Origin of the sequence: Xanthomonas vesicatoria ATCC 35937, assembly GCF_001908725.1 — a bacterium.
GTDB lineage: Bacteria > Pseudomonadota > Gammaproteobacteria > Xanthomonadales > Xanthomonadaceae > Xanthomonas > Xanthomonas vesicatoria.
The window spans coordinates 2944210-2964324 of sequence record NZ_CP018725.1 but is presented as its reverse complement, the minus strand read 5'-3'; the positions used below and the strand labels follow the sequence as shown (position 1 = coordinate 2964324).

Annotated in this window: 16 protein-coding genes and 1 pseudogene; 7 read left to right on the top strand and 10 right to left on the bottom strand. The window is 66.0% G+C overall.

Annotated features, from left to right (window positions below; genetic code table 11):
• Positions 1–65 precede the first annotated feature (65 nt).
• Both BJD12_RS12805 and BJD12_RS12800 read left to right on the top strand, forming a co-directional pair.
• On the top strand, positions 66–2729 hold the full coding sequence (locus tag BJD12_RS12805) for a TonB-dependent receptor (RefSeq protein ID WP_080553125.1): 2664 nt from the start codon (positions 66–68) through the stop codon (positions 2727–2729).
• Positions 2730–2739: 10 nt separating this feature from the next.
• Positions 2740–3531 carry a DUF1868 domain-containing protein gene (locus BJD12_RS12800; RefSeq protein ID WP_039421131.1) on the top strand — a complete coding sequence of 264 codons (792 nt, stop codon included), beginning with the start codon at positions 2740–2742 and terminating at the stop codon, positions 3529–3531.
• Between the two features lie 125 nt (positions 3532–3656).
• Here the strand turns inward: BJD12_RS12800 and BJD12_RS12795 are convergent, their stop codons facing one another.
• From BJD12_RS12795 to BJD12_RS12780, 3 genes are all read right to left on the bottom strand, one after another.
• On the bottom strand, positions 3657–4772 hold the full coding sequence (locus BJD12_RS12795; RefSeq protein ID WP_005996960.1) for a saccharopine dehydrogenase family protein: 1116 nt from the start codon (positions 4770–4772) through the stop codon (positions 3657–3659).
• Positions 4773–4869: 97 nt separating this feature from the next.
• Complete coding sequence (locus BJD12_RS12790) at positions 4870–5463, bottom strand: hypothetical protein (protein WP_005996958.1); 594 nt, start codon at positions 5461–5463, stop codon at positions 4870–4872.
• 516 nt (positions 5464–5979) lie between these two features.
• Positions 5980–6399, bottom strand: coding sequence for a hypothetical protein (locus BJD12_RS12780; RefSeq protein ID WP_228999015.1), 420 nt, complete (start codon positions 6397–6399; stop codon positions 5980–5982).
• 290 nt (positions 6400–6689) lie between these two features.
• Here BJD12_RS12780 and BJD12_RS24785 point away from each other — a divergent pair, with 290 nt between their 5' ends.
• A complete protein-coding gene (locus BJD12_RS24785) occupies positions 6690–7079 on the top strand; it encodes a hypothetical protein (RefSeq protein ID WP_201765712.1) in 390 nt (129 codons plus the stop codon).
• 491 nt (positions 7080–7570) lie between these two features.
• On the opposite strand, the gene BJD12_RS12770 is transcribed toward BJD12_RS24785, so the two are convergent.
• The 4 genes from BJD12_RS12770 to BJD12_RS12755 all read right to left on the bottom strand — a co-directional run bounded on the left by BJD12_RS12770 (position 7571) and on the right by BJD12_RS12755 (position 11631).
• Positions 7571–9208 carry a M56 family metallopeptidase gene (locus BJD12_RS12770; RefSeq protein WP_005996952.1) on the bottom strand — a complete coding sequence of 546 codons (1638 nt, stop codon included), beginning with the start codon at positions 9206–9208 and terminating at the stop codon, positions 7571–7573.
• A gap of 3 nt (positions 9209–9211) precedes the next feature.
• Entirely contained in the window at positions 9212–9601 is a 390-nt protein-coding gene (locus BJD12_RS12765; RefSeq protein WP_042828611.1) for a BlaI/MecI/CopY family transcriptional regulator, read from the bottom strand.
• 680 nt (positions 9602–10281) lie between these two features.
• A complete protein-coding gene (locus BJD12_RS12760; protein ID WP_058563992.1) occupies positions 10282–11208 on the bottom strand; it encodes a pirin family protein in 927 nt (308 codons plus the stop codon).
• A gap of 12 nt (positions 11209–11220) precedes the next feature.
• On the bottom strand, positions 11221–11631 hold the full coding sequence (locus BJD12_RS12755) for a DoxX family protein (protein WP_005991628.1): 411 nt from the start codon (positions 11629–11631) through the stop codon (positions 11221–11223).
• A gap of 177 nt (positions 11632–11808) precedes the next feature.
• Here BJD12_RS12755 and BJD12_RS12750 point away from each other — a divergent pair, with 177 nt between their 5' ends.
• Complete coding sequence (locus BJD12_RS12750) at positions 11809–12681, top strand: LysR family transcriptional regulator (RefSeq protein ID WP_005991630.1); 873 nt, start codon at positions 11809–11811, stop codon at positions 12679–12681.
• Between the two features lie 96 nt (positions 12682–12777).
• Here BJD12_RS12750 and BJD12_RS12740 read toward each other — a convergent pair.
• Positions 12778–13654 (bottom strand): annotated as a pseudogene (locus BJD12_RS12740) (LysR family transcriptional regulator).
• Positions 13655–13865: 211 nt separating this feature from the next.
• Here BJD12_RS12740 and BJD12_RS12735 point away from each other — a divergent pair.
• Positions 13866–14735: an NmrA/HSCARG family protein gene (locus BJD12_RS12735; RefSeq protein ID WP_005991633.1), complete on the top strand. Its 870-nt coding sequence runs from the start codon at positions 13866–13868 to the stop codon at positions 14733–14735.
• Between the two features lie 278 nt (positions 14736–15013).
• Here BJD12_RS12735 and BJD12_RS12730 read toward each other — a convergent pair whose 3' ends face one another.
• Positions 15014–17407, bottom strand: coding sequence for a penicillin acylase family protein (locus BJD12_RS12730; protein ID WP_039421156.1), 2394 nt, complete (start codon positions 17405–17407; stop codon positions 15014–15016).
• Positions 17408–17995: 588 nt separating this feature from the next.
• Here BJD12_RS12730 and BJD12_RS12720 point away from each other — a divergent pair.
• Positions 17996–18340 carry a hypothetical protein gene (locus tag BJD12_RS12720; protein ID WP_005991636.1) on the top strand — a complete coding sequence of 115 codons (345 nt, stop codon included), beginning with the start codon at positions 17996–17998 and terminating at the stop codon, positions 18338–18340.
• Between the two features lie 64 nt (positions 18341–18404).
• On the opposite strand, the gene BJD12_RS12715 is transcribed toward BJD12_RS12720, so the two are convergent.
• A complete protein-coding gene (locus BJD12_RS12715; RefSeq protein ID WP_172797189.1) occupies positions 18405–19676 on the bottom strand; it encodes a DNA topoisomerase IB in 1272 nt (423 codons plus the stop codon).
• A gap of 56 nt (positions 19677–19732) precedes the next feature.
• On the opposite strand from BJD12_RS12715, the gene BJD12_RS12710 reads away from it, so the two are divergent.
• Positions 19733–20113, top strand: a complete 381-nt coding sequence (locus BJD12_RS12710) for an I78 family peptidase inhibitor (RefSeq protein WP_005991639.1) — start codon at positions 19733–19735, stop codon at positions 20111–20113.
• Positions 20114–20115 lie beyond the last annotated feature (2 nt).

Here is a 20115-nt window from a genome sequence, read left to right as displayed (position 1 = left end):
TAAGAAGATTAATTTAATCCGCCTGCGGCACCGCGTTGGGGCCGCCCGACATCGCGGATCGTCCCATGCGTCTGTTTCATCCCTCTTCCTCTGGCGCTCTGTGTCTGCCCGGTCCGGCCTGCGGCCCGCAGCGTCGCAGAGTGTCGCTCGCGCTGGGCATCGCCGTGGTGAGCTGGATGCACACGTCGGCCCAGGCCGCCGAGACGCCCGCCGATGCCTCGGCGCAGACCCTGGATGCCGTGCAGGTCCGCACCTCGTTCCAGTCGCAGAACACCCGTGCCATCGCCACCAAGCAGGCCGCGCCCACCATCGTGGATTCGGTTGCCGCCGACAGCATCGGGCAATTGCCGGATTTCAACATCGGCGACGCGCTGCGCCGCGTTACCGGCGTGAGCACCGTCGAATATCAGGGCGAACCGCGCTACGTGACCGTGCGCGGCCTCAACGGCAACTACAACAGTATGCTGATCGATGGCTTTGCATTCGCCAGCAACGACATCGGCAGTCGGCAGGCATTGATGGATGTGCTGCCGGCGAACTTCGTCGACCGCATCGATGTGGTGAAGTCATTGCTGCCGGAAAACGACGGCGCTGCCATTGGCGGTGTCACCAACCTAGTCACCGCGACCGGTTTCGCGCGACCGGACGGCCTGCTGACGGCCTCCGCCAAGGGCGGCGCCAACCTAATGGGGCAGCGCTACGGCGGCCGCACGCCGGTGGGCGAAGGCGAACTGAAATGGAGCAAGCGCTTCGGGCGTGAGGGTGAATTCGCGTTCCTCGGTGCGGCCAGCGTGTGGCGCCGTGAGATCTCGGTGCCACAGCAGGAAAACGGTGGTGCCTTGAACTGGTACGGCGCCGATGGCACGCGCGCTTCGCTGCCCTATGGGGGAGTCGGCGACGCGGTTCCAAGCGAACGGCGTTGGTACAACTACGACAACACCCGCGAACGCCGCGGCGTCACCCTGCGCATGGACTGGCAGCCGGACGGCCCGCTCAGTGGCCATGTCTCCGGGTACGCGTTCCGCCAGCGCGAGGCATCAGACCGCGCCACCGAGGCCGCACAGGTGCAAAACAGCGCGCGCCTGACCCGCACCGGCGCGCAAAGCGGCACGCTGGACAACGTCAATCAGCTTGTCGAGCTGGGCCAGTTGCGCTGGAAGCGCGGGCTGTCCGGGCTCAATGGCGAATTGCTGGCCGAGCTGCCGGCACAGTGGCGCGGCGCGCTGCGCGCCAGCACCTCGCGCGCCACGGTGGACAACCCGCAGACCTGGGATCGCTTCCAGCAAAACCGCCTGGCCTACGCGTTCGACTGGACCGGCACCCTGCCTGCCTTCGCTGCGTTGAATCCGACTCAGGCCGACGACCCCGCACGCTACGCCAACCTCAACCACCAGCAGGAGCGCACGACCTACGCAGAGCGGGTCAGCGACCTGCAGCTGGAACTGCGGCGCAACATGGAGGAGGACAGCCACGGGCTGGGCCTGGCCTGGGGCCTGCGGCAGGTACGCACGCACATGCAGACCACGTTACAGCGCACCACCTGGAGCGGGTTGCCGTATTCGCTGGACGATGTGCCGGGCAGCGCCACCTGCGCGCTGGGCTGCAACATGCCGATGATGACCATCGCCCCGGCACTGGCCGACGCACGCTGGGATGCGGTTGCCGGGCAGGCGCGCGGCGTGGTGGACACCGGCGCCCAGAACAGCGGCAGTTACAGCGTGGACGAGCAGGTCCGCGCCGGCTTTGCCCAGGCGCAATGGCGCGGGGAACGCTGGCGGGTGGCCGGGGGCGTCCGCCTGGAACAGGCACGCTTCGGCAGCGCCGGCCTGCAGGCGAGCGGTGCCACCTGGACACCGGTCAGCGCGGTGCGCACCTACCGCAACTGGTTGCCGTCGTTTGCCGCGCAACTGCAGACCAGTGCCAACGGCACGCTGCGCCTTGGCGCATCGCGCTCGATCGGACGACCACGCCTGGACCAGATGGCATTGAACGGCGGTGTGCTCACCCTCGGCAGCACCCCGCCCACGCTCAATCAGGGCAACCCGGACCTGCAACCGCGCCGCTCGCAGAACCTGGACCTTGGCCACGACTGGACCTTCGACGATGGCGGCAGCCTGCTGTCGGTCGCGCTGTTCCACAAAACGATTTCCGACGAGATCTTTCGTTACGGCCAGCTGCAGGACATCGACGGCCAGCAGGTGCTGGTCACCCAACCGCGCAACACCGACCGGCCGGTGCGCCTGCGCGGTGCCGAACTCGGTGCCATCAAGGAGTTGGGCCCGTGGTTGCCTGCACTGAACGGCCTGTCGGTGGGTGCCAACATCACGTTGCTGGACGTGGCGTATCCGGTGGTGCTGGGGGATGGCACCCGCACCTCGCTCACGGTGTTGCCACAGCAACCCAAACAGCTGTGGAATCTGAGCCTGAATTACGCGCGCGGCCCGCTGCGCGCATCGCTGGCCTGGAATCACACCGGCGAGCTGTGGGACGACCGCTACCCCAACTACAGCAGCGCGCTGGAGTTCTACCGCAACCGCTACCAGCAGTCGCTGGATCGCATCGACCTGAAACTGGGCTGGGACGTATCGCCCACGGTGGCGGTGAGCCTGGATGTGCTCAACCTGGCCGGGCAAGGCTATCAATACCGCATCGGCCGCCAGCAGGAATACGTGCAGTCGGCCTGGAAGATGGCACCGACGGTGATGCTTGGCGTCAATGTCAGACTCTGAGGAACTGCATATGCCCCCGCTTCCGACTCCACGCATCAGCCGACGCGCCCTGCTTGCCAGCGCCGGCGCATCGGCACTGGCCGCTACCTTGCCCGCACTCGCCACCGCGGCGCCTGCGGCGCCCTCCGATGTCGGCCGCAAGTTTGCGCGCTCCCGGCGCCCGTTGCCGTTTGCGGGCAATACCTTCGTGGGCCATCTGCCGCAACAGGGCGACGGCTACGATAGCTTCGACCGCGTGCTGGACATCTACCGCGAACTGCCCGAGCACCGCTTTGCGAGCAAGTTTGCGCTGCTGCCGCCCAGCAGTTATCACGTGACCCTGCTGGGCGGGGTCAACGAGATCGACCGCGCCAGCGGGCCATGGCCAAGCGACCTGACGCGCGATGTGGCATTGAGCGAGATCCATGCCGATTTCCTCGCGCGGCTGATGCAACGCACTGCGGCGCCGCTGGGTGCGTGCAGCTTTGTGGTGAATCCGGCTGCGGCAAAGACCGGCAACAACGACAATCTGCTCATCCCGCTGCACCCTGCCGATACGCAGACCGCACAGCGCCTGGAAGCCGCGCGCCAAACGTTGATGACGTTGACCCGCCTGCAGCGCCCGGATTACGTCAATTTCCAGTTCCATATCTCGTTGGCCTACCTGTGTCAGACGCTCGATAGCGCAGAACAGGCCGACTACCGCGCCGCAGTGGGCGGCTGGCTCAAGCGCCTTGCGGCGGCGGGCCCGATCACGATCCCGCGTTTTCACTTTTGCACGTTTGCGGATATGGATGCGTTTCGGACGGTGCGGCAGGTATGAGTTGGGTATTGCGAGTGGAGATTTGGGGCTGGAGTGAGCTGTGCGATCTCGCCAATCCTCAGCGCGTGATGCCGAAGAGCGGCTGATAAAAGTTGCACTGTGTGGTGTGCAACCCGCGGCAGCGCTTACGCGCGCGTTTCCACTACGTCTGTATGCATCTGCCAAGCAGCAAATTCCTGCTCGAATTCGGCCAGTGTCAGCAGCCCCATGCAGGCGTGCGCACCGCTCGGCAGCGACTGGCCGGCAGCCAGTTTGCGGACCAGCAGAATTGCCGCAAAACACGGAATTTCCGGGCCATGCAACATCGCCGCGGTGAGATCCCAGCGTACGGTGAGCGGTTGGCCATCGCGCTCGCCGGCCAGCTCCACGCGCATGCCGCCCAAGTCGGTGCCGAAGCGATCGAACCAGCGCCCCGCGCGTGCAAACGCCTGTGCCAGACGCGACATCGGTAGCGGCACCCCGCGTTGGCGTACCCAGGCCAGCGCGGCCAGGCAGCGCTGCAGGAACGTCACCTCCAACGCAGCTCTGAACTGCACGCTGCGCACGCCGGGGTAGCGCTGCGGCAGCAGATCGTGGTCGGGCACGTCGCAAGGCGATGCCAGCCGCGGGGCCAGCTGTGCGAACTGCACACGCTGCGGCGATGCCCAGCCCACCACGGTCTGCCAACGGCCCTCGCTCCACCAGGTAAACGGCGTGCCGCAGTACGACAGCACCGCACGCACGGTGGCCAGCCCCAGCGGGGTGCCCTGCGCTGGAGCGATCACCATGCCGATGGCGTGCAGGGTCGAAAAGCGCGGCAGCAGGGCATCGATCACCGCGCTGGACAACGCGGGCAAGGTGCTGGCACCGCTGATCGCCACGCGGTCGGCGTGCTGTGCCAGCGCGTGCAACGCGGCAGGGAAATCGCGCACGAACGCACGGCCGTCGGCCAGGTCGATGTAATGCATGCCGGCCTGCAAACAACAGCGCGCCACCGCATAGTCCTGGCCCTGGAATGGCCCGGCAGTGTGCACCACCACGTCGGCTGCGGTCGCTGTCAGGCGCGTGGCGAAATCGGCGGCGGCGCTATCCAGCCGGCATGCGGAAATACGGCCGGGCGCGACTTCGGGCCAGGTTGCCGCGATCGCGCCGGGATGGCGCCCGGCAGCAATGACGTGCACGTGCGGCAACGCGGCCAGCGCCCGTACGATGCGCGCACCGAAGTGCCCATAGCCGCCCAACACCACCACCCGGTACGTCATCGCCTGCTCGCCTTTCCGCCAATGCCCTGCAGTATCGGCGAACCGCGGCCGCCGCGATCAACGCGCCAAAGGGCTTGCCAGGCCGGTCCGGATTGCCTCACGCATGACTTGCCGCGCTTGGCCGTCTGCACGCGCGCTTGCCGCGGCCTGTTGCGTTGCCAGATCGGCCTGCTGCGCGGCGAGCGCTTGCTGTTGCGTCGCCAACGCCTCGATCCGCTGCTGCGTGCTGCGCTGGCTGACAGGATTGGCCTGCTGCGTCGCTGATGTAGCAGGCCGCGCCGCAGCGTTGTCGCGCGCGCGCGAGCGACGCACGCGCCTGCGCAACGGCAGCGGCCGCATCGCGTGCTGCCATGGCGGCCATCTGCGTCCCCAACGCCGCTTGCTGCTCGCCGAGCCGGCCCTGCCGCTCGCCCAGTGCGCCTTGGGCTTGGCCCAGCTGGCTGACCGGTGCGTACAGCGCGCGGATGCGCTGCAGGGTGCCCGGGTCGCGCACCACGTAGCTTTTGCCACCGCGACGAAACCACAGCAGCGCACCCGTGCCGCCGGCCAGGCGACGTGTGCGGGCCAGATCCTCGGTAGAGCCGTGCATCAGGGCCTCGCCGTCTTCAAACAGCACGTACGCATCCTGATCGGGGCGATCGGACAGCATGAGATGGCCGTAAGTGGTCACGTCGCTGGCCGGCGTGCGCATGGATGTCGCCGGCGCTGCCGGTGCGTGCGCCGCAGGCGGCATCGCGGTCGCAGCGACTGCGGCCGATGCACTGCCCGGTGTTGGCTTAGCGGGCACTGGCGCAAGGTCGGGCTGACCGGCTGATGGCGTAGCCCGGCACGGTGTCAGCATGCTGATGAGCGCAATCGCGAGGATGGTTGGCACGCCAGCGCGCGTCGATGCAGGGGGGATGTGCAGCATGGGAGTTTCCTGGTGTGGAGAAGGTTGGCGAATCTGTCCTGTGATGCGCAGGTGCAGCGCACTGCGTCGTAGTGCGCTGCTACCGATTGGGGTGCTTCAGAGGAGAAGTCACTTGCAGGGTTGGCGTCGCGCGCGCCGTCTTGTGGTACCCAACACGCGCTGTTTGCCGTTGCTGGCGCTGTCTGGAACACAGGTGGCAGTGCAAGCGTGGCGCACGGCCGGCAGCGCGTTGCGCGCCATCGAAAAACGCAGCCGTACCGGCAAGCCTGTGTCCACGCTTGCGCGCACCTGCTGCGGCTAGCCAGCCACCCGTGTCGCACGGCCGCTGGCAAGTGCCTCGCGCAGGATGCTCACCGCCTGGCGGGTGGCCAGCCGCGTGGCACCGGCCTGCTTTCTGGCCAGCACTGCCTGCTTTTGCGTCAACACGCGCTGCTGCTCTGCCAGGGCCCGTGTATCGCTGGCAGCGCCCTGCGCCGTTTGCGCGGGCGTGCCGGCCGCTGATGCGGCGAGTTGCGCGGCAAGCGCTTGCTGACGCGCTTGCAAACTGTCCTGCGCCGCGCGCAGTTGCAGGCTGCGTGCATAGCCGGTGCGCAGCCGATGCAGCAGACCTGGATCGCGTACGACGTACTGCACGCCGTTGGCCCGGAACCACAGCACCCAGCCATTGGCGTTGATGTACCGCTGTGCGGTCTGCAGATCGTCAGTGGTGCCGTGCATGACATGGCGCTCGCCCTGCACCAGCACATAGGCATCGCCATCGTCCTGTATGTCCTGCGCGCTGCTGCCGCAAGCGGCTTTAGTTGATCGCGCGCCGGACGCGACGTGCCTTGGGCGTGACGTCGAAAGCGCAAGCGCAGACATTGGTGGGGGCACGGGCATCACAGCGGGAGAGATCGGCGCAGCGGGCGAGGCGGGACGAGCGGGTGGATGAGCGTGCTGTGCAGGCGCGGCCGGTGCTGGTGATGCGACGGGGGTGGCAGAGACCGATGGCGCCGAAGGAGCGACCGGTGCAGTACCGGACGCAAATACTCGAGCAGCGCGTGGCGCAGCGAGATGGGCAGGCTCCGGCGACGCGGGCGGTAACGGCATCGCGGCTGCGCTGGCTACCAGTGCCGGTGATGTCGTTGTTGCTAGTGCTGGTGTTGTTGCTGGTGTTGTTGGTGTTGTTGTTGTTGTTGTTGTTGTTGCTGGTGCTGGTGCTGTTGCTGGTGCTGGTGCTGGTGCTGGTGCTGGTGCTGGTGCTGTTGCTGTTGCTGGTGCTGGTGCTGGTGCTGGTGCTGGTGCTGTTGAAGCTGTTGGTGTTGTTGGTGTTGTTGGTGCTGCCATCAACATGGGCGCAGCGAGCGCGCCGAGGGCAAGCAGCAAGGCACGGCGCAAGCGCTGCGGTGGGAACGTGATCTGATGCATGTGCGATCTCCTTGAGGACCTGCGTGCCGCCGGCCGGTAGCGGTCAGGCGGATGGGAAAAACAGCCGACACACGGCCACGGCGTTGCCGACGCTGGTTGCGTCGACACGTGCTGAGTCGATGAGCAGGCGCGTGGCCTGACCCGCCTGAGTGGGGTGTGGTGTCTGTGTCGGGCGCGGTCACTGCAGTGGTCGCGCTGGATGAAACGGTCAGTCGGGTAGAGCGGTCACGCAGCGCCTGCACGCCGGTGGACGAGCCAAGTGCTACCGCGGCTGTTGGCGCCAGCGACAAAGCATGCGGCACTGACACACCGGCCGCCGCAGTCACAGAGCAATCAGCCATCACCAACCCGGTACATGCCAGCCACGGCGCCGCCCGCCTGATGCCTGCAGGCCTTGCCTCACGCTTGGGTGGTGCGCACGCGTGGGATCTATCTGGCGCACACTGCCAGAACAATGCGCGCTGTACTGCGGTGCGAGGCTCTAGTTGTCTTCGTCCGCGCCGGCGGCGGAATGTCTGGCACGCGCGGCCTTGAGGCGCTCCTGGCGTGCAGCTTCCTTGTCCACTTCGGCCTGGTGGCGGCTCAACTCGGCGGCCTGGCGCGCGGCGGCCACATAGGCGTATTGCGCATTGCGTTGTTGCAAGGCCACCTCGCGGATTTGCTGCGCCGCTTCGCGCACCTGCTGCTGGGCGTCCTGTTTGGCCCGCTCCAGTTCGGGGCCGAGCGAGTCCAGTTGCTCGCGTGCCTCTGCCAAGGCGTCCTGCGCGGCCTGCAGCTCTTCCTGGCGCATCTGGGCATGCAGATCGCTGGCATCGATGGCCTGCTGGGCGGCGGCCCGCGCCTCCACCTCGGCGGCCTTCGCGCTGCGTGTGGCCTCGTCGATGGCGTCGCGTGCGTCTCGTTGTGCGTCGGCATCCCAGCCGGTGGTGTCCATCTGCCAGCTGTCTTGCGCGTCGGGTGCGTCGGGTGCGTCGGGCGCATCTGGCGCATCCAGAACACCGGCCAGCACGCCGTTTGCCGGTGCCGCGGGTGAGGCCGGGGCGGCCGGAGCCGCAGGCGTTGCCTGCCGCTGCAGCGGCGCAGCGCCATTAGCACGACGCATGCCGGGCGACGTCGCCGGCGATGCGCTGGCAGTGACCACTACCGGCTGCAGCGCGGGCGACGGCAGCGGCGCGGGCATGGCGACCAGGCGCAGCGGTGCTACGCCGAGGACCGCCACCGCGACCAGCGCACGCGCACCCCACCCCGGCGTGGCGTTGGTGTTTTGCAACATGATCAAGCGGCGCTTGAGACTCAGAAAACTCGGCGATGCGCTGGACACTCCGGCCACCGGCGCTGCCGAAACCCCCAGGCTGACCAGCAGGCGGCCATAGTCGTGACGGCAGCGCACATGACCGGCCACCACCGCTGCATCGCAGGCGGCTTCGCGGGCGATGGCGTATTCGCGCGCGGCCAGATGCAGCAGCGGATGGAAAAAGAACACGTGCTGCGCCAATGCCGGCAGCAGCCCCCACAGCAGATCCTGCCGACGCAGATGCACCAGCTCGTGGGTCAGCGCCATGTCCAGCTCATCGTCGCTGATGCTGGCCAGGCGGCGGGAGGGCAGCAACAACACCGGCCGCCACAGGCCGATGAGCTGTGGCGAATCGATCTGCGCGCTCAGGCGCAACGGCGGCGTGTGACGCAAGCCATGCGCATCGGCGGCCAATTGCAGGGCCGCCAGCAGCGCTTGATCGGTACACGGCTCGGTGGCCTGCACCTGGCCGCGGCTGAGGCGCCACGCCACGGCGCTGCGCGCCAGCATCACCACCACCCCGGCCAACCAGGCCGCCACCACCCAACGCACCCATAGCGACGGCGACGCACTCGGCAGAGCCGTCGCCGTCGCCCCAACCGCCTGCGCCACCGGCGCGGCAGCCGGCAACACCGCCAGCTCGACCGGCGCCACGAACAGGCCCAACACCGCCTGCAGCGACACCATCCACCACAGCCAACACTGCGTGGACGCCGGCAAGCGCGGCATGGCTTTACACAGCAGCCACACCACCGCCACCAGCGCGGCCGATTGCAAGCTGGTCATCGCCAACCGTTGAACCACCACTTCGAACAGGCTCTGCATGACTCAGCTCTCCTTGCGCTGCGATTGCAGCTTGGCGACCAATGCTTCGAGTTCGGCCAGCTCGGTATCGCTGACCTCCTCGGCGCGCTGCGACATCCACGCCACGAACGGCGAAACCGAGCCCTGCAGCGTTTTCTCCACAAATTGCCCCACCGCACCGCGCACCACGTCGTCCTGCCCGGCGGTGGCGCTGTAGCGGTACATGCCATCGACCTGCTTGCGGCGCAGGAAGCCCTTGGTGCGTAGCCGCTCCATCATGGTCAGCACGGTCGAGCGCGCCAGCCCGCGCGGCTCGCCGAACGCGGCCGCCACTTCGCCCACGCTGGCGTGGCGCTGTTCCTCGATGTATTGCAGCAGGGCCAGCTCCTGGTCCCCGATGGTCTTAGCGCTCATGTCGTGCCCCATGACTACAGATGTCGCTACCGTAGGCCTGACTACAGCTGTCGTCAATAGGTCAGATGGCAGGGGGTCGTGAGAGTGGTTACTTCGAAAGCAGTGGCCGCTTATCGCTTTGATGCTGCCAGTAAGGCTGATATGAAAAACACAGCCATAGGCCAATGCTCCGATCAGTCGATGCGTACCGGGCATCGCAGTCGAAGTACTTGGGCTATCGCAGTGCCTTCATTGACCACTGTCGTACGTGCCTTCCAAAGCGGTTGTCAGATCGCAACGCCGCTGGTGACCCTTGGCACCCCAGGGGCGATGGCTGACTGTGGCGAGCTGCGACGCAATCACTGACCAAGGAACGTTTGATCCAGGCGTTGCCGTTGAAACCGATGACAGCGCCGCCTGAGCGGGGACCGGCATCAAGCTTCGATGCGCCTGGCATGTACCAAAGCCGGGATCAGACGTCTGCAGAGTCCTTGCAGAACCAGGCATCAGCTTGCGGCCCGCAACGTCACTGTGCAACGGTGTCTGATGGCGACAGGGTTGCCCGACACAGGGATAAACACCAGACAGCATTCGATTGAAATCAGGCGTCGGAAGCGTACCGATGTCCCTTCAAACAGTGACGCCTTTACTCGCTGACAACAGTAACGGCGTGTCGTGCCGCATGCCCTTAAGCATCGCGTTTATTTATATACCGGCGTCGTGCCGGAAGCAGTCGTGCGGTCGCCTGCTGCCTGCATCTGTTTCCCAAGCGTGCGGATGCGCTCTTCACCGATGGCGAGCGCTTGTGCAGTGGTGTGCACCGAGTAATAGCCGAGATGCAATGGGTGCGGATGTGGAGTGGCCGAGCCGAGCACGAAGACTGCATCGCTCTTGCCACTCGCTTCGAGCACGATGGGCGCGCCGTTATCGGCAAAGACCACCATCTCGCCGCGTTGCAGCCGTTCACCGGCATCAAGGGTGCCGCTGGCCACGGCCAACCATCCGACCAGATGACCGGCGGGAGGGTGGTAGGTCCAGCGTTCGCCGGGTTTCAAGGTGACCAACAGGTAATTGATGCCGTCAGGCGCATCGACCGGACTCTGCGCGCCATCGTAGCGACCGATCACTACATGCGCCGGGCCGGTCCTGGCCATGTGTTGCGCTTCGATGTAGTGGCTTTGCGGCTCTGCCAGTTCCACGGCTTCAGGCAGTGCCAGCCAGAGTTGAAATCCCTGGATGCAGGAAGCATCGGCTGGCGGAACCATTTCCTTGCCGTGCCACACGCCGATCCCGGCGCGCATCCATTCCACTCCGCCATAAGCGATCGTGCCGCGACCGGTTGTCTGGTCGTGGTAATGCATGCTGCCTTCGGTAAAGACCGTGACGGTGGCGATGCCCGAATGCGGATGCAGCGGCATGCCCGACATCGTATGGATGACCGAACCCTGCGCATCGAAAATGTCGAGGAAGACGAACGGCTTCAGCACCTGCCCAAGATCGGACGGGCTCATGAGCCGGGTGATGGGGCCGCCGGAGCCGTTGCCGCGTGTGCGGTGGACGATGGCACGCGGCGCGGCAGCGGGTGCTTCTGTGGCGGGGAACGAAGGCTGCAGTGAGAGAGTGCGCATGACAGGCCTCGATCAAACCGAACGCGTTGAACGCAGCACGGCGGCGATGCGGGCGCGATGCAACCAGGCGATTGTCGCGGTCACCGCCATCAGGAAGATCGCCGGCACCGGGCTGCCGCCGATGACGAACAGATGCACACCGGTCGCCACCAACATCATTGCCGCAAGCAGTGCACCGCTGAGGGCAAACGTTGTCGGTAGCAGCAATGCGATTGCCCCGATGATTTCGATCGCACCGGTCACGATGCGGAACCATTGACCGAGGCCGATGTGATCGAACACCTCGACCATCATCGGAACGCCGGCCAGCTTGGCCGCACCCGCAGCGAAGAACGCCACGGCGGCGAACACGCGCAGGGTCCAGGAAAGGCCGCGAATGAATCGCCCGGCGCTGGGCCGGGTGGGAATGGACGAGGTGTGCATGAGGTGTCTCTCTAGAAGGATGTGGGCGAGGCGGGGCCGGTTGACGGCCGGGGTGGGCGCGAATGGCGTTCCCAGGTAGGGCGTCTTGCCTGGTGCCCATGAGCCAACTGTGGCGTTCCGAATGCAGCTAAGCTAGCCATGCGAAGCGACATGCCGTGTCGCAGAAACAGGGACGCCATGGAATTTGAAGACCTGCGGACGTTCGTCGAGGTGGCAGACGCTGGCGGGGTCTCGCCAGCAGCCAGGCGCCTGGGCGTCGCCAAGTCCATCGTCAGCCGCCGCCTGATCCGTCTCGAGGACGCATTGGGTATCCAGCTGCTCGCGCGCACCACGCGGGGCGCTGCCGTCACCGAGGCAGGCGCGACGTTTCGTGAGCATGCCGCGCGGATGTGTGCCGAGATGGACGTGGCGCGCGAGACCATCTTGCCCGCGGGCGATCTGCGTGGCCGCCTGCGTATCGCCGCGCCGCTGACGTTCGGCCCCACCCACTTGGCGCCGGTACTTGCAGAGCTGGCCAGCCGGCATCCAGCCTTGCAGGTACATGCCTGCTACAGCGACCGCTTTGTCGACATCGTTGCCGACGGTTTCGACTGTGCGATCCGGCTGGGATACCTCACCGATTCAAATCTGGTCGCGCGCCGCATAGCGCCGATGCGCGGCAGCTTGATGGCCACTCCCGCGTACCTGCGCAAACATGGCGAACCTGACACGCCGCAGGCGCTGCTGACGCACGAGGCGCTGCTGCAAGGCACGGAGAGCTGGCGTTTCATGGATGGCGACAAGCTGGTGACGATCCATCCACGCGGGCGCTTCAAGGCCGACAACGGCACTGCGATTGCGGCGGCGGCGCTTGCCGGGCTCGGTATCGCGGCACTGCCGGATTTTCTCGTGGCCGAGCATCTTGCCTCAGGCGCCCTGGTCCGCGTCATGACCAAGTATCCGTCTCCCGAGGCCGGGCTGTATGTCGTGCGGGCGCCGGCCACGCATCCGGCGCGCAAGATGCGTGTCCTGACCGATCTGTTGATCGAACGCTTCGGTGGTGGCGTTTGAAGCGCGGCGGCGCCCCCTTGGGGTGACGCCCGCCTCGCCTGGCCGCGACGTCGGCGGGCCGGCACGCACTGGCCGGCGCAGCCAGATGCAGCCGCCCTAGCCCTTCAGCACGAGCGATACATCCGGATATCTGTCGCAGATGAAGTCCACGAAGGCGCGCACCTTCGGCGCCGCCAATCGTCTGGACGTGTGCAATACCCACAACGCCGGCTCCACGCCGGAGATCGTGCCCCACTGCACCAGCTCACCACGGGCGAGTTGATTCCATGCGATCGACTGCGGAATCAACGCCACGCCACCCCCTGCAAGCGCCGCATCGCGGACCATCAGGTAACGAGGAAAACCTCAATCTTGGAATGGGCTCCAGGACCAGGCGCCCGTCATCGAGCACCCATGTGGTCGGTTGGAAGCTCGACATGACGACAGCGGCAACTGGCGCAACCGTACTGCTGGTTGGCATGGCGATGCTGGGCGCGGCGACCACAACCAGCCGGTCTTTGGCAAAGCAGCGACCAACCAGGCTGCTGTCCGGGCTGGGGTTGATGCGGATGGCCACATCGAACTGTTCTTCCACCAGATCGACCGTGCGGTCCTCTGCCACCACCTCCAGCGTGATCTCCGGGTAAGCCGCACAGAACTCTGCGCCAATGCGCCCCATCGCCAATTGCGAGAACAGCACCGGAGACGCCACACGCAGGCGGCCGCGCGGTGTTGACAGCCCTTCGCGCGCGGCGGCCATTGCCTCGGCCACCTCGCTCAGCGGGACCTCGGTGCGCTCCATCAATACCTGCCCGGCCTCCGTGAGCCTGAGGCCACGCGCGCTGCGCTCGACCAATCGCACCCCCAGTTGCTCTTCGAGCTCGGCGATGCGACGCGACAAGGTCGCCTTCGACCGACCACTCGCACGGCTGGCCTTTCCCAGGCCCTGGTTCGCTGCGACCAGCGCGAAATCGAGCAATGCATTGAGATCCATGGTGTTCCAGATTTGAAACCAGGCGTCTATATCTTGGCGTCTTCGTATTACCTGCGCAACGCCATACAGTTTGCTCATCGCAACGCCAGACGGGTACCGCCACCCGGCAGCAATCGAACGCAATCGCACCGCTTCGCGAGCCGGCACGGTCGTGGCGGACATGTCGCACCACCTCACCCATCTACCCATCCATCCACAGCAGGAGCGTCACATGAGCATTCTCGTTACCGGTGCCACCGGCACCGTCGGTTCCCTCGTCGTCCAGGGCCTGGCCGATGCCGGCGCGCAGGTCCACGCACTGGTGCGCCAGGCCGGCAAACGCGCCTTTCCAGCCGGCGTCACCGAGGTTGTGGCAGACCTCACCGACGTTGCATCGATGCGCGCCGCACTGTCGTCGGCACGCACCTTGTTCCTGTTGAATGCGGTCACCCCGGACGAGGTGACGCAGGCCCTGATCGCATTGAATCTTGCCAAGGAGGCCGGCATCGAGCGCATCGTCTACCTGTCTGTGATTCACGCAGAAAAGTTCACCAACGTGCCGCACTTCACCGGCAAGCACACGGTCGAACGCATGATCGAAAGCCTGGAGATTCCCGCCACCATTCTGCGCCCGGCGTACTTCATGCAGAACGAGGCGATGATCCAGCAGACGATCCAGGACTACGGCGTCTACCCGATGCCGATCGGCGCTACCGGTGTTGCCATGATCGATGCGCGCGACATTGCAGACATCGCGGTGATCGAATTGCTGCGACGCGACCGTGCGCCTGATGCACTTGCCCGCGTCACGCTTGAGCTGGTCGGCCCGCATGCCGTGACCGGCACCTCGGTCGCCGCTATGTGGAGCAAAGCGCTCGGGCGCGAGATCGCCTACGCCGGCGACGACGTGGCGGCATTCGAAGCACAGATGGCTGCGTATGGCCCCTCCTGGCTGGCGTACGACATGCGCCTGATGATGGCCGGCATCCAGACATTCGGCATGCAGGCAACAGATGGCACGGTGGACACATTGCAGGCGATGCTGGGCCGCCCGTTGCGCACCTATGAAGACTTCGTCCGCGAGGCCACCGCGCGGGGTTGAACGCGAGAGCACGCGGCAGGTGTGGGAATCCACGCTTGCTGCGCGTTTGCGCTTGTTCGGGTTGGGCTTCCGCTTCCGACAGCACCTTGACTACGACCGTCTGCGGAACGCCGCAGGCATTTCTGTGGACTGAACGACGCAGACTCTTCTCGGGGGAATGGCTGCGCAGTCCACTGCTTGGACCTCAATGCCTCTTCAGGCCTTGGTCCCCACGTGCCAGACAGGCGTTGAACGTCATCCGCGCGACAAGCCCGCGACCAGGTACAGCCGCGCACCGATCAACGCGCTGCCGCCGGCACAAGATCGAACACCTGCTCGGTTGCCGCTTCCACCGCCGCACGCGTGTACAGCAACGGAAAATATTTGCCCTGCAGCCACATCGGCGCCAGGTCGCGGTAATGCGGGCTGGCCGGGTCGCCGGATTGGCCGGGGTAGTTCACCGCACGCGAGTTGTCCCAGTCGCCCAGGTCGATGATCAGCCGGGCGGAGGGGCCGATGGTCTGGCGAAAGTCGGTGGGATCGTAGCTGGATTGATTGGGCGTGTACGGGCTGCCGCCCTTGGCGAACGGGCCGACATCCAGCCGCGCGCGTTCGCTGCCGAGCGCAGCGCTCATCGCGTGGGTGACGGTGTTGGTGTGCAGCTTGCCCCACTGCCATTGCGCCGGATCCGGCCCTTGTCTGTCGACCAGCGACTGATAGGCACTGCGCAGCGACTCCAGCAGCAACTGGTCGCGGCGTGCGGCAGGATCGGGCCCGAATGCCGCGCCCGGGTGCTCCAATGCCTCCATCAGCACCGCAGCGTCGGGCATGCCGAAGGTGGCTGCCTCCGCGGGACGCAACACCAGCGCTTTGTAAGCTGCGCCGAGATAGTTGCTGAACCACACTTCTTCCAGTGCGGCAGCGGCCGAGCTCGCGCTGACGTTGCCGTCCCACTTCCGCAGCAGTGCCAAGGCCGCGCTGGTCGCCGGGTCCTGCGCGTGCAGCGGTTGGATCAAGGCCACCAACCGCTGTGCCAGCAACGACACCTGGTCGTTCTGCAACTGCTCCGAATCCTGCAGGGTGACCTTGGGCAATTGCGCGAGCACCTGGGTGATGCGTGCGTGTCGCGCGTCGTTGGCCCATTCGAAGCCAATCTTGCGCGCCAGGGATGGATCGCCGCCCGGCAGATTCATCTCGTTGGAGGTGGTGATGAAGCCGGAGGCGGGATTCTTCGAGGAGGGCAACACATTGCTGTTCCAGAAGCCGTTCCACTCGTCGCGGCCATCGCCGGGAACCGGCAACAACCCATCCGAGTGCTCGCGGCGCGGAACCATGCCGGCCGTCGCCCAACCGATGGTGCCGTGCACATCGGCATAGACCTGATTCACCGACGGCGCGCCCCAGTGTGCGAGCGCGTCCTTGAACTGCTCGAACGATGCGCTGCGCAGATACCGCAGCGACCCCAGATAGGGCGCGGTACCGGGTTGGCTCCAGACCGAGCGGATGGCGTAGGCGATGTGCTTGTCCGCATCGACATAGATCACCGGCCCATGCCGGGTGAATTGCAGCTCCACCGGTACCGGTTTGCCATTGCGCACGGCAATCGATTCGCGCTGCGTCTGCATCGGCTCCCAGTGGCCTTGATACCAGTAGGACGCGTGGTCGGCCGGGTTCAGCCGGTAGACGTAGAGATCTTCCTGGTCGATGTTGAAGATGGTCAGGCCGAAGGCACTGGTGCGGTTATGTCCGATCGCAACGCCCGGCGCGGTGGGTTCGCCGGCCCCGACGATGTCCATCCCAGGGCTGCTCAGATGAACAAAGTAGCGCAGGCTCGGCACGCTGTAGGCACGATGCGGATCATCGGCTAGCACTGCATGGCCGGTAGCCGACTTATGCGGCGCAATGACCCAGTTGTTGCTGCCTTCGGCAGCGGCAAGTTCTTCGTTGCGCAGCGGCTCGGCCAGCGCAACGGCCGGCGCGGTGCCAGCGCTCAACCTGGGCGCCTGGGTGGCCAATTCGTAGACCTTCAACACCTGCTCGGGCAGGCACGGGTCCAGCCCGTCGGGCACGGAGGTGGTCCAGGCCGGCTGCAGTTTCAGGCGGATTGCGTCGACGCTCAGCGAGGCCTTGCAGGCGACCTTAGCGCGGGCCACCTCGCTTTTGACATTGCGACTCAGGCCGGTGGTGCGGATGCGCAGCACGTCTTCCGGCCGCCATTTTTCCGGGGCGTAATCGAAGCGGCGGAATTCGTAGGGAAGCGCCTGCGGCTGGGTCGACAGCCAGTCAATGTAGGCATTGATGCCGTCCACGAATCGGGTGACCGCGGCGCGGGCATCCGGCCCGTAACTGGCCCATTCGGCGGCCATGTCGCCGCGATACAGAAACAGCCGCGCGGCACGGTCCTGCGCTACATAGCCTGGCCCGAACGCTTCGGCCAGATGGCCAAGCCCTTTGCGGCGCAGCAGGTCCAGCTGGAACAGACGGTCGCGGGCCACGTTGAAGCCCTGCACAAAGAACGCGTCGCCATCGGTCCGCGCATAGACGTGGGCTACGCCCCAACGATCGACTCGAATCTGCGCTGGCTGCTCCAACCCGGCAACCGTCATGGACGTATGCGCTGGCGCAGCTGTGCCATGCAGGCTGACGCTGCTCAACAGCAGGCACAACGCCCACCGGTGTGTTGTGTGGAGCATGGATGACGCCTTGTGAATGCAGAACGGAAGATGCCGCACGTCGTGGCGCGATGACACCGGCAGCACTGTAGCGTGCAGCATCGGCAGCCTGTGCTTACGCCAATTGCAGAATGCCCGGCGCATCAAGCGAATCAAGCTGGCGGCGATGGCACCCGGCTGCAACAGCGGTCGCAGATCAGCGCGCCGCGCAGCATGCACATGGCCGCGTCGACACGATCGCACTGCACATCTGCGTTTGACGACGGCATCGCAGCCATCGATCGCCGGCATCCGTCGCATCCCACGGTGCGCAGGTATCGCCTGCGAGCAGCCTGCTGCTGATGGCGGTGCAGCAGCTGCACATCACCAGCGTCGGGAGCAGGCAGCCCGGTGTGATTCGGCTCCGCTTGATTGCTGGCAAACGCCATTGCGCAAACGCACCGCCATGCCGATGGCCGCAGGTCATTGCCGGGGTCACCTGCCTCAATGTTCCCAGCAGCTGCCAGCGGCAGGCGCGTCGTTGCATTTTCCGCATGCCGGCAGCAGCCTTCATGCCATACCAACAACGGATTCTTCACGCTTGCGCCATTCTTCCGCTGGAGATCCCCGATGATCCGTACCCTTGCTCCGCTCGCTGCCGTCCTGTTGCTCTCGGCCTGTGCCTCCAACCAGGTGGCGCAGGTGCAACCCATCGATGGCGCGATCTCCGGCCAGTGTCATATCGAAAAGGTCCGCGGCATCGTGGGTCTGGCCGCAGCGGCCCAGACGGTGGAGCGTGCCCGCGTCGATAGCGACAGCCTGCAGGTCAGCGTGCGGCGCGGCGAGCGCGCCACCGGCGGCACCACCGCCAGCGGCCTGGCCGACCCGGCACAGGGCGCCAGCGAAAGCGGCGGCGATCACCTGAGCATCGAGACCGGCCCAAACAACAACATCACCGCAGTGTATTGCGGCTAAGCAATCGGGGTCGGAATCGGCAGTGCGCCGGCAGAGCCGGCGCATGCAGGCCTGGCGAGTGTGATTATTTGCGGCTTGCCCGGGCTTTGGCTGCAGGCTTGAGCTTGCTGCGCGAGGCGGTGAGGAATTTCAGCGTCGCCGCTTCCCACTGCCGCTCGCCGCGCACGCCGCCGGCCATTGCCTGCAGTTGCCCGGCGCGCCAGCCTTCGAACACGCAGGGGTCGATATAGGCCTTGCGGCACACCGATGGCGTGTTGCCCAGCGCGTCGGCGACCTCGCGGATCACATCGTTTTGCACCTGCTTGAGCGCGCGTTCGCTGCTGCGCTCGGGCAACGGCAGGCGCGCCAGGCGCTGCAAGGCGGCCAGCGTCCCGCCCCAGGTACGGAAATCCTTGGCAGTGAAATCCTCACCCATCGCCTCGCGCAGGTAGTCGTTGACCTCGCCCGAGTCCACCGGCTGCAGGGTGCCGTCATCGTCCCTGTATTGAAATAGCGATTGCCCGGGCAGCTGCTGGCATTCGCGAATCAGTTTGACCAGCTGCTTGTCGTCCACTTCGATGTCGTGATCCTGCCCGCTCTTGCCGCGGAATTTGAGCCGTGCGCGCCCGCCCTTCAAAAATTCCATGTGCCGGTTGCGCAAGGTTGTCAGCCCGTACGAGCGGTTGCTGCGGGCATATTCGGCGTTGCCCACTCGCACCAGGGTGTCGGCCAGTAGCGCGACCACAATGGCCAGCACCTTCTCGCGCGGAAAGCCGGGCAAGGCCAGATCGCGTCGCAATCGCCGCCGCAGCTTGGGCAAGGCCGTGCCGAAGGCGATCACACGCTCGAACTTGCCTTCGCCGCGCACCTGCGCCCAATCGGGGTGATAGCGATACTGCTTGCGCCGCCGCGCGTCGCGCCCGGTGGCTTGCAGGTGGCCATTGGGTTTGGCGCAGATCCACACCTCCGTATACGCAGGCGGGATGGCCAACGAACGGATCCGCTGCAAGGTATCGGCATCGCCGATGCGTTGCCCATCGGCATCGCGGTAACTGAAGCTCTTGCCCGCCTTGCGCCGGCTGATGCCGGGCTGCTGATCGTTGACATAGGTCAGCCCCGCCGCGCGCGCAGTGGCCTTGGCCTGTGCGACGGCGGCCACAGTGGTGACGGCGGCCGCGGCGACCACCGCGTTGGTCGCGGCGGTCGCGAGCTTGCCGACGTTGCTGGCGGTGGCGGCAGCGTTACGAAGAACACGTTTGGCTTTCATTGCGCACGGATCGAAGGACTGGCACCGATTGTTGGGCCGCGCAGCGCTAGGCCGCGTCAACGCAACGACAACGCCGTGTGGGCAAGCGATGCCCGCAACGCGACTTTGTGCTTATGCTTGGGCATCCCCCTTTGCTGGAGTCATCGATGCGCGCTGTCCTGCCTATTGCCCGCCTGGCTTGCACCTTGGTCGTGCTGACTGCATTGACTGCCTGCAACAAACCGCAACCCGACGAACAGGAAGCCGTCGCGGCCAACGCTCAACACGCGGCCGAGCAGGCATCCGCGCCGGTGCCGGATGCAGCGCCGGAAGCGCCGCCGATCGGCAGCTGCGACGCCACCCAGGTGCAGTCGCTGGTTGGCCAGCCCATTACCGATGCCGTAGGCGAGCAGGCCCGCAGCGATGCCGGTGCCAAGTCCGTGCGCGTGCTCAAGCCTGGCCAGATGGTGACGATGGAATTCAACGGCGAGCGGCTCAATCTGGAAGTGGACGCCAAGAACGTCATCACCGCGGTGCGCTGCGGCTGAGC

Coding starts and splice junctions, on each gene's coding strand:
- BJD12_RS12755 (WP_005991628.1), bottom strand. CDS start 11,631: ATGCACACCTCGTCCATTCCCACCCGGCCCAGCGCCGGGCGATTCATT.
- BJD12_RS12805 (WP_080553125.1), top strand. CDS start 66: ATGCGTCTGTTTCATCCCTCTTCCTCTGGCGCTCTGTGTCTGCCCGGT.
- BJD12_RS12765 (WP_042828611.1), bottom strand. CDS start 9,601: ATGAGCGCTAAGACCATCGGGGACCAGGAGCTGGCCCTGCTGCAATAC.
- BJD12_RS12710 (WP_005991639.1), top strand. CDS start 19,733: ATGCGCGCTGTCCTGCCTATTGCCCGCCTGGCTTGCACCTTGGTCGTG.
- BJD12_RS12770 (WP_005996952.1), bottom strand. CDS start 9,208: ATGCAGAGCCTGTTCGAAGTGGTGGTTCAACGGTTGGCGATGACCAGC.
- BJD12_RS12800 (WP_039421131.1), top strand. CDS start 2,740: ATGCCCCCGCTTCCGACTCCACGCATCAGCCGACGCGCCCTGCTTGCC.
- BJD12_RS12730 (WP_039421156.1), bottom strand. CDS start 17,407: ATGCTCCACACAACACACCGGTGGGCGTTGTGCCTGCTGTTGAGCAGC.
- BJD12_RS12720 (WP_005991636.1), top strand. CDS start 17,996: ATGATCCGTACCCTTGCTCCGCTCGCTGCCGTCCTGTTGCTCTCGGCC.
- BJD12_RS12780 (WP_228999015.1), bottom strand. CDS start 6,399: ATGCACGGCACCACTGACGATCTGCAGACCGCACAGCGGTACATCAAC.
- BJD12_RS12795 (WP_005996960.1), bottom strand. CDS start 4,772: ATGACGTACCGGGTGGTGGTGTTGGGCGGCTATGGGCACTTCGGTGCG.
- BJD12_RS12760 (WP_058563992.1), bottom strand. CDS start 11,208: ATGCGCACTCTCTCACTGCAGCCTTCGTTCCCCGCCACAGAAGCACCC.
- BJD12_RS12750 (WP_005991630.1), top strand. CDS start 11,809: ATGGAATTTGAAGACCTGCGGACGTTCGTCGAGGTGGCAGACGCTGGC.
- BJD12_RS12735 (WP_005991633.1), top strand. CDS start 13,866: ATGAGCATTCTCGTTACCGGTGCCACCGGCACCGTCGGTTCCCTCGTC.
- BJD12_RS12790 (WP_005996958.1), bottom strand. CDS start 5,463: ATGCGCACGCCGGCCAGCGACGTGACCACTTACGGCCATCTCATGCTG.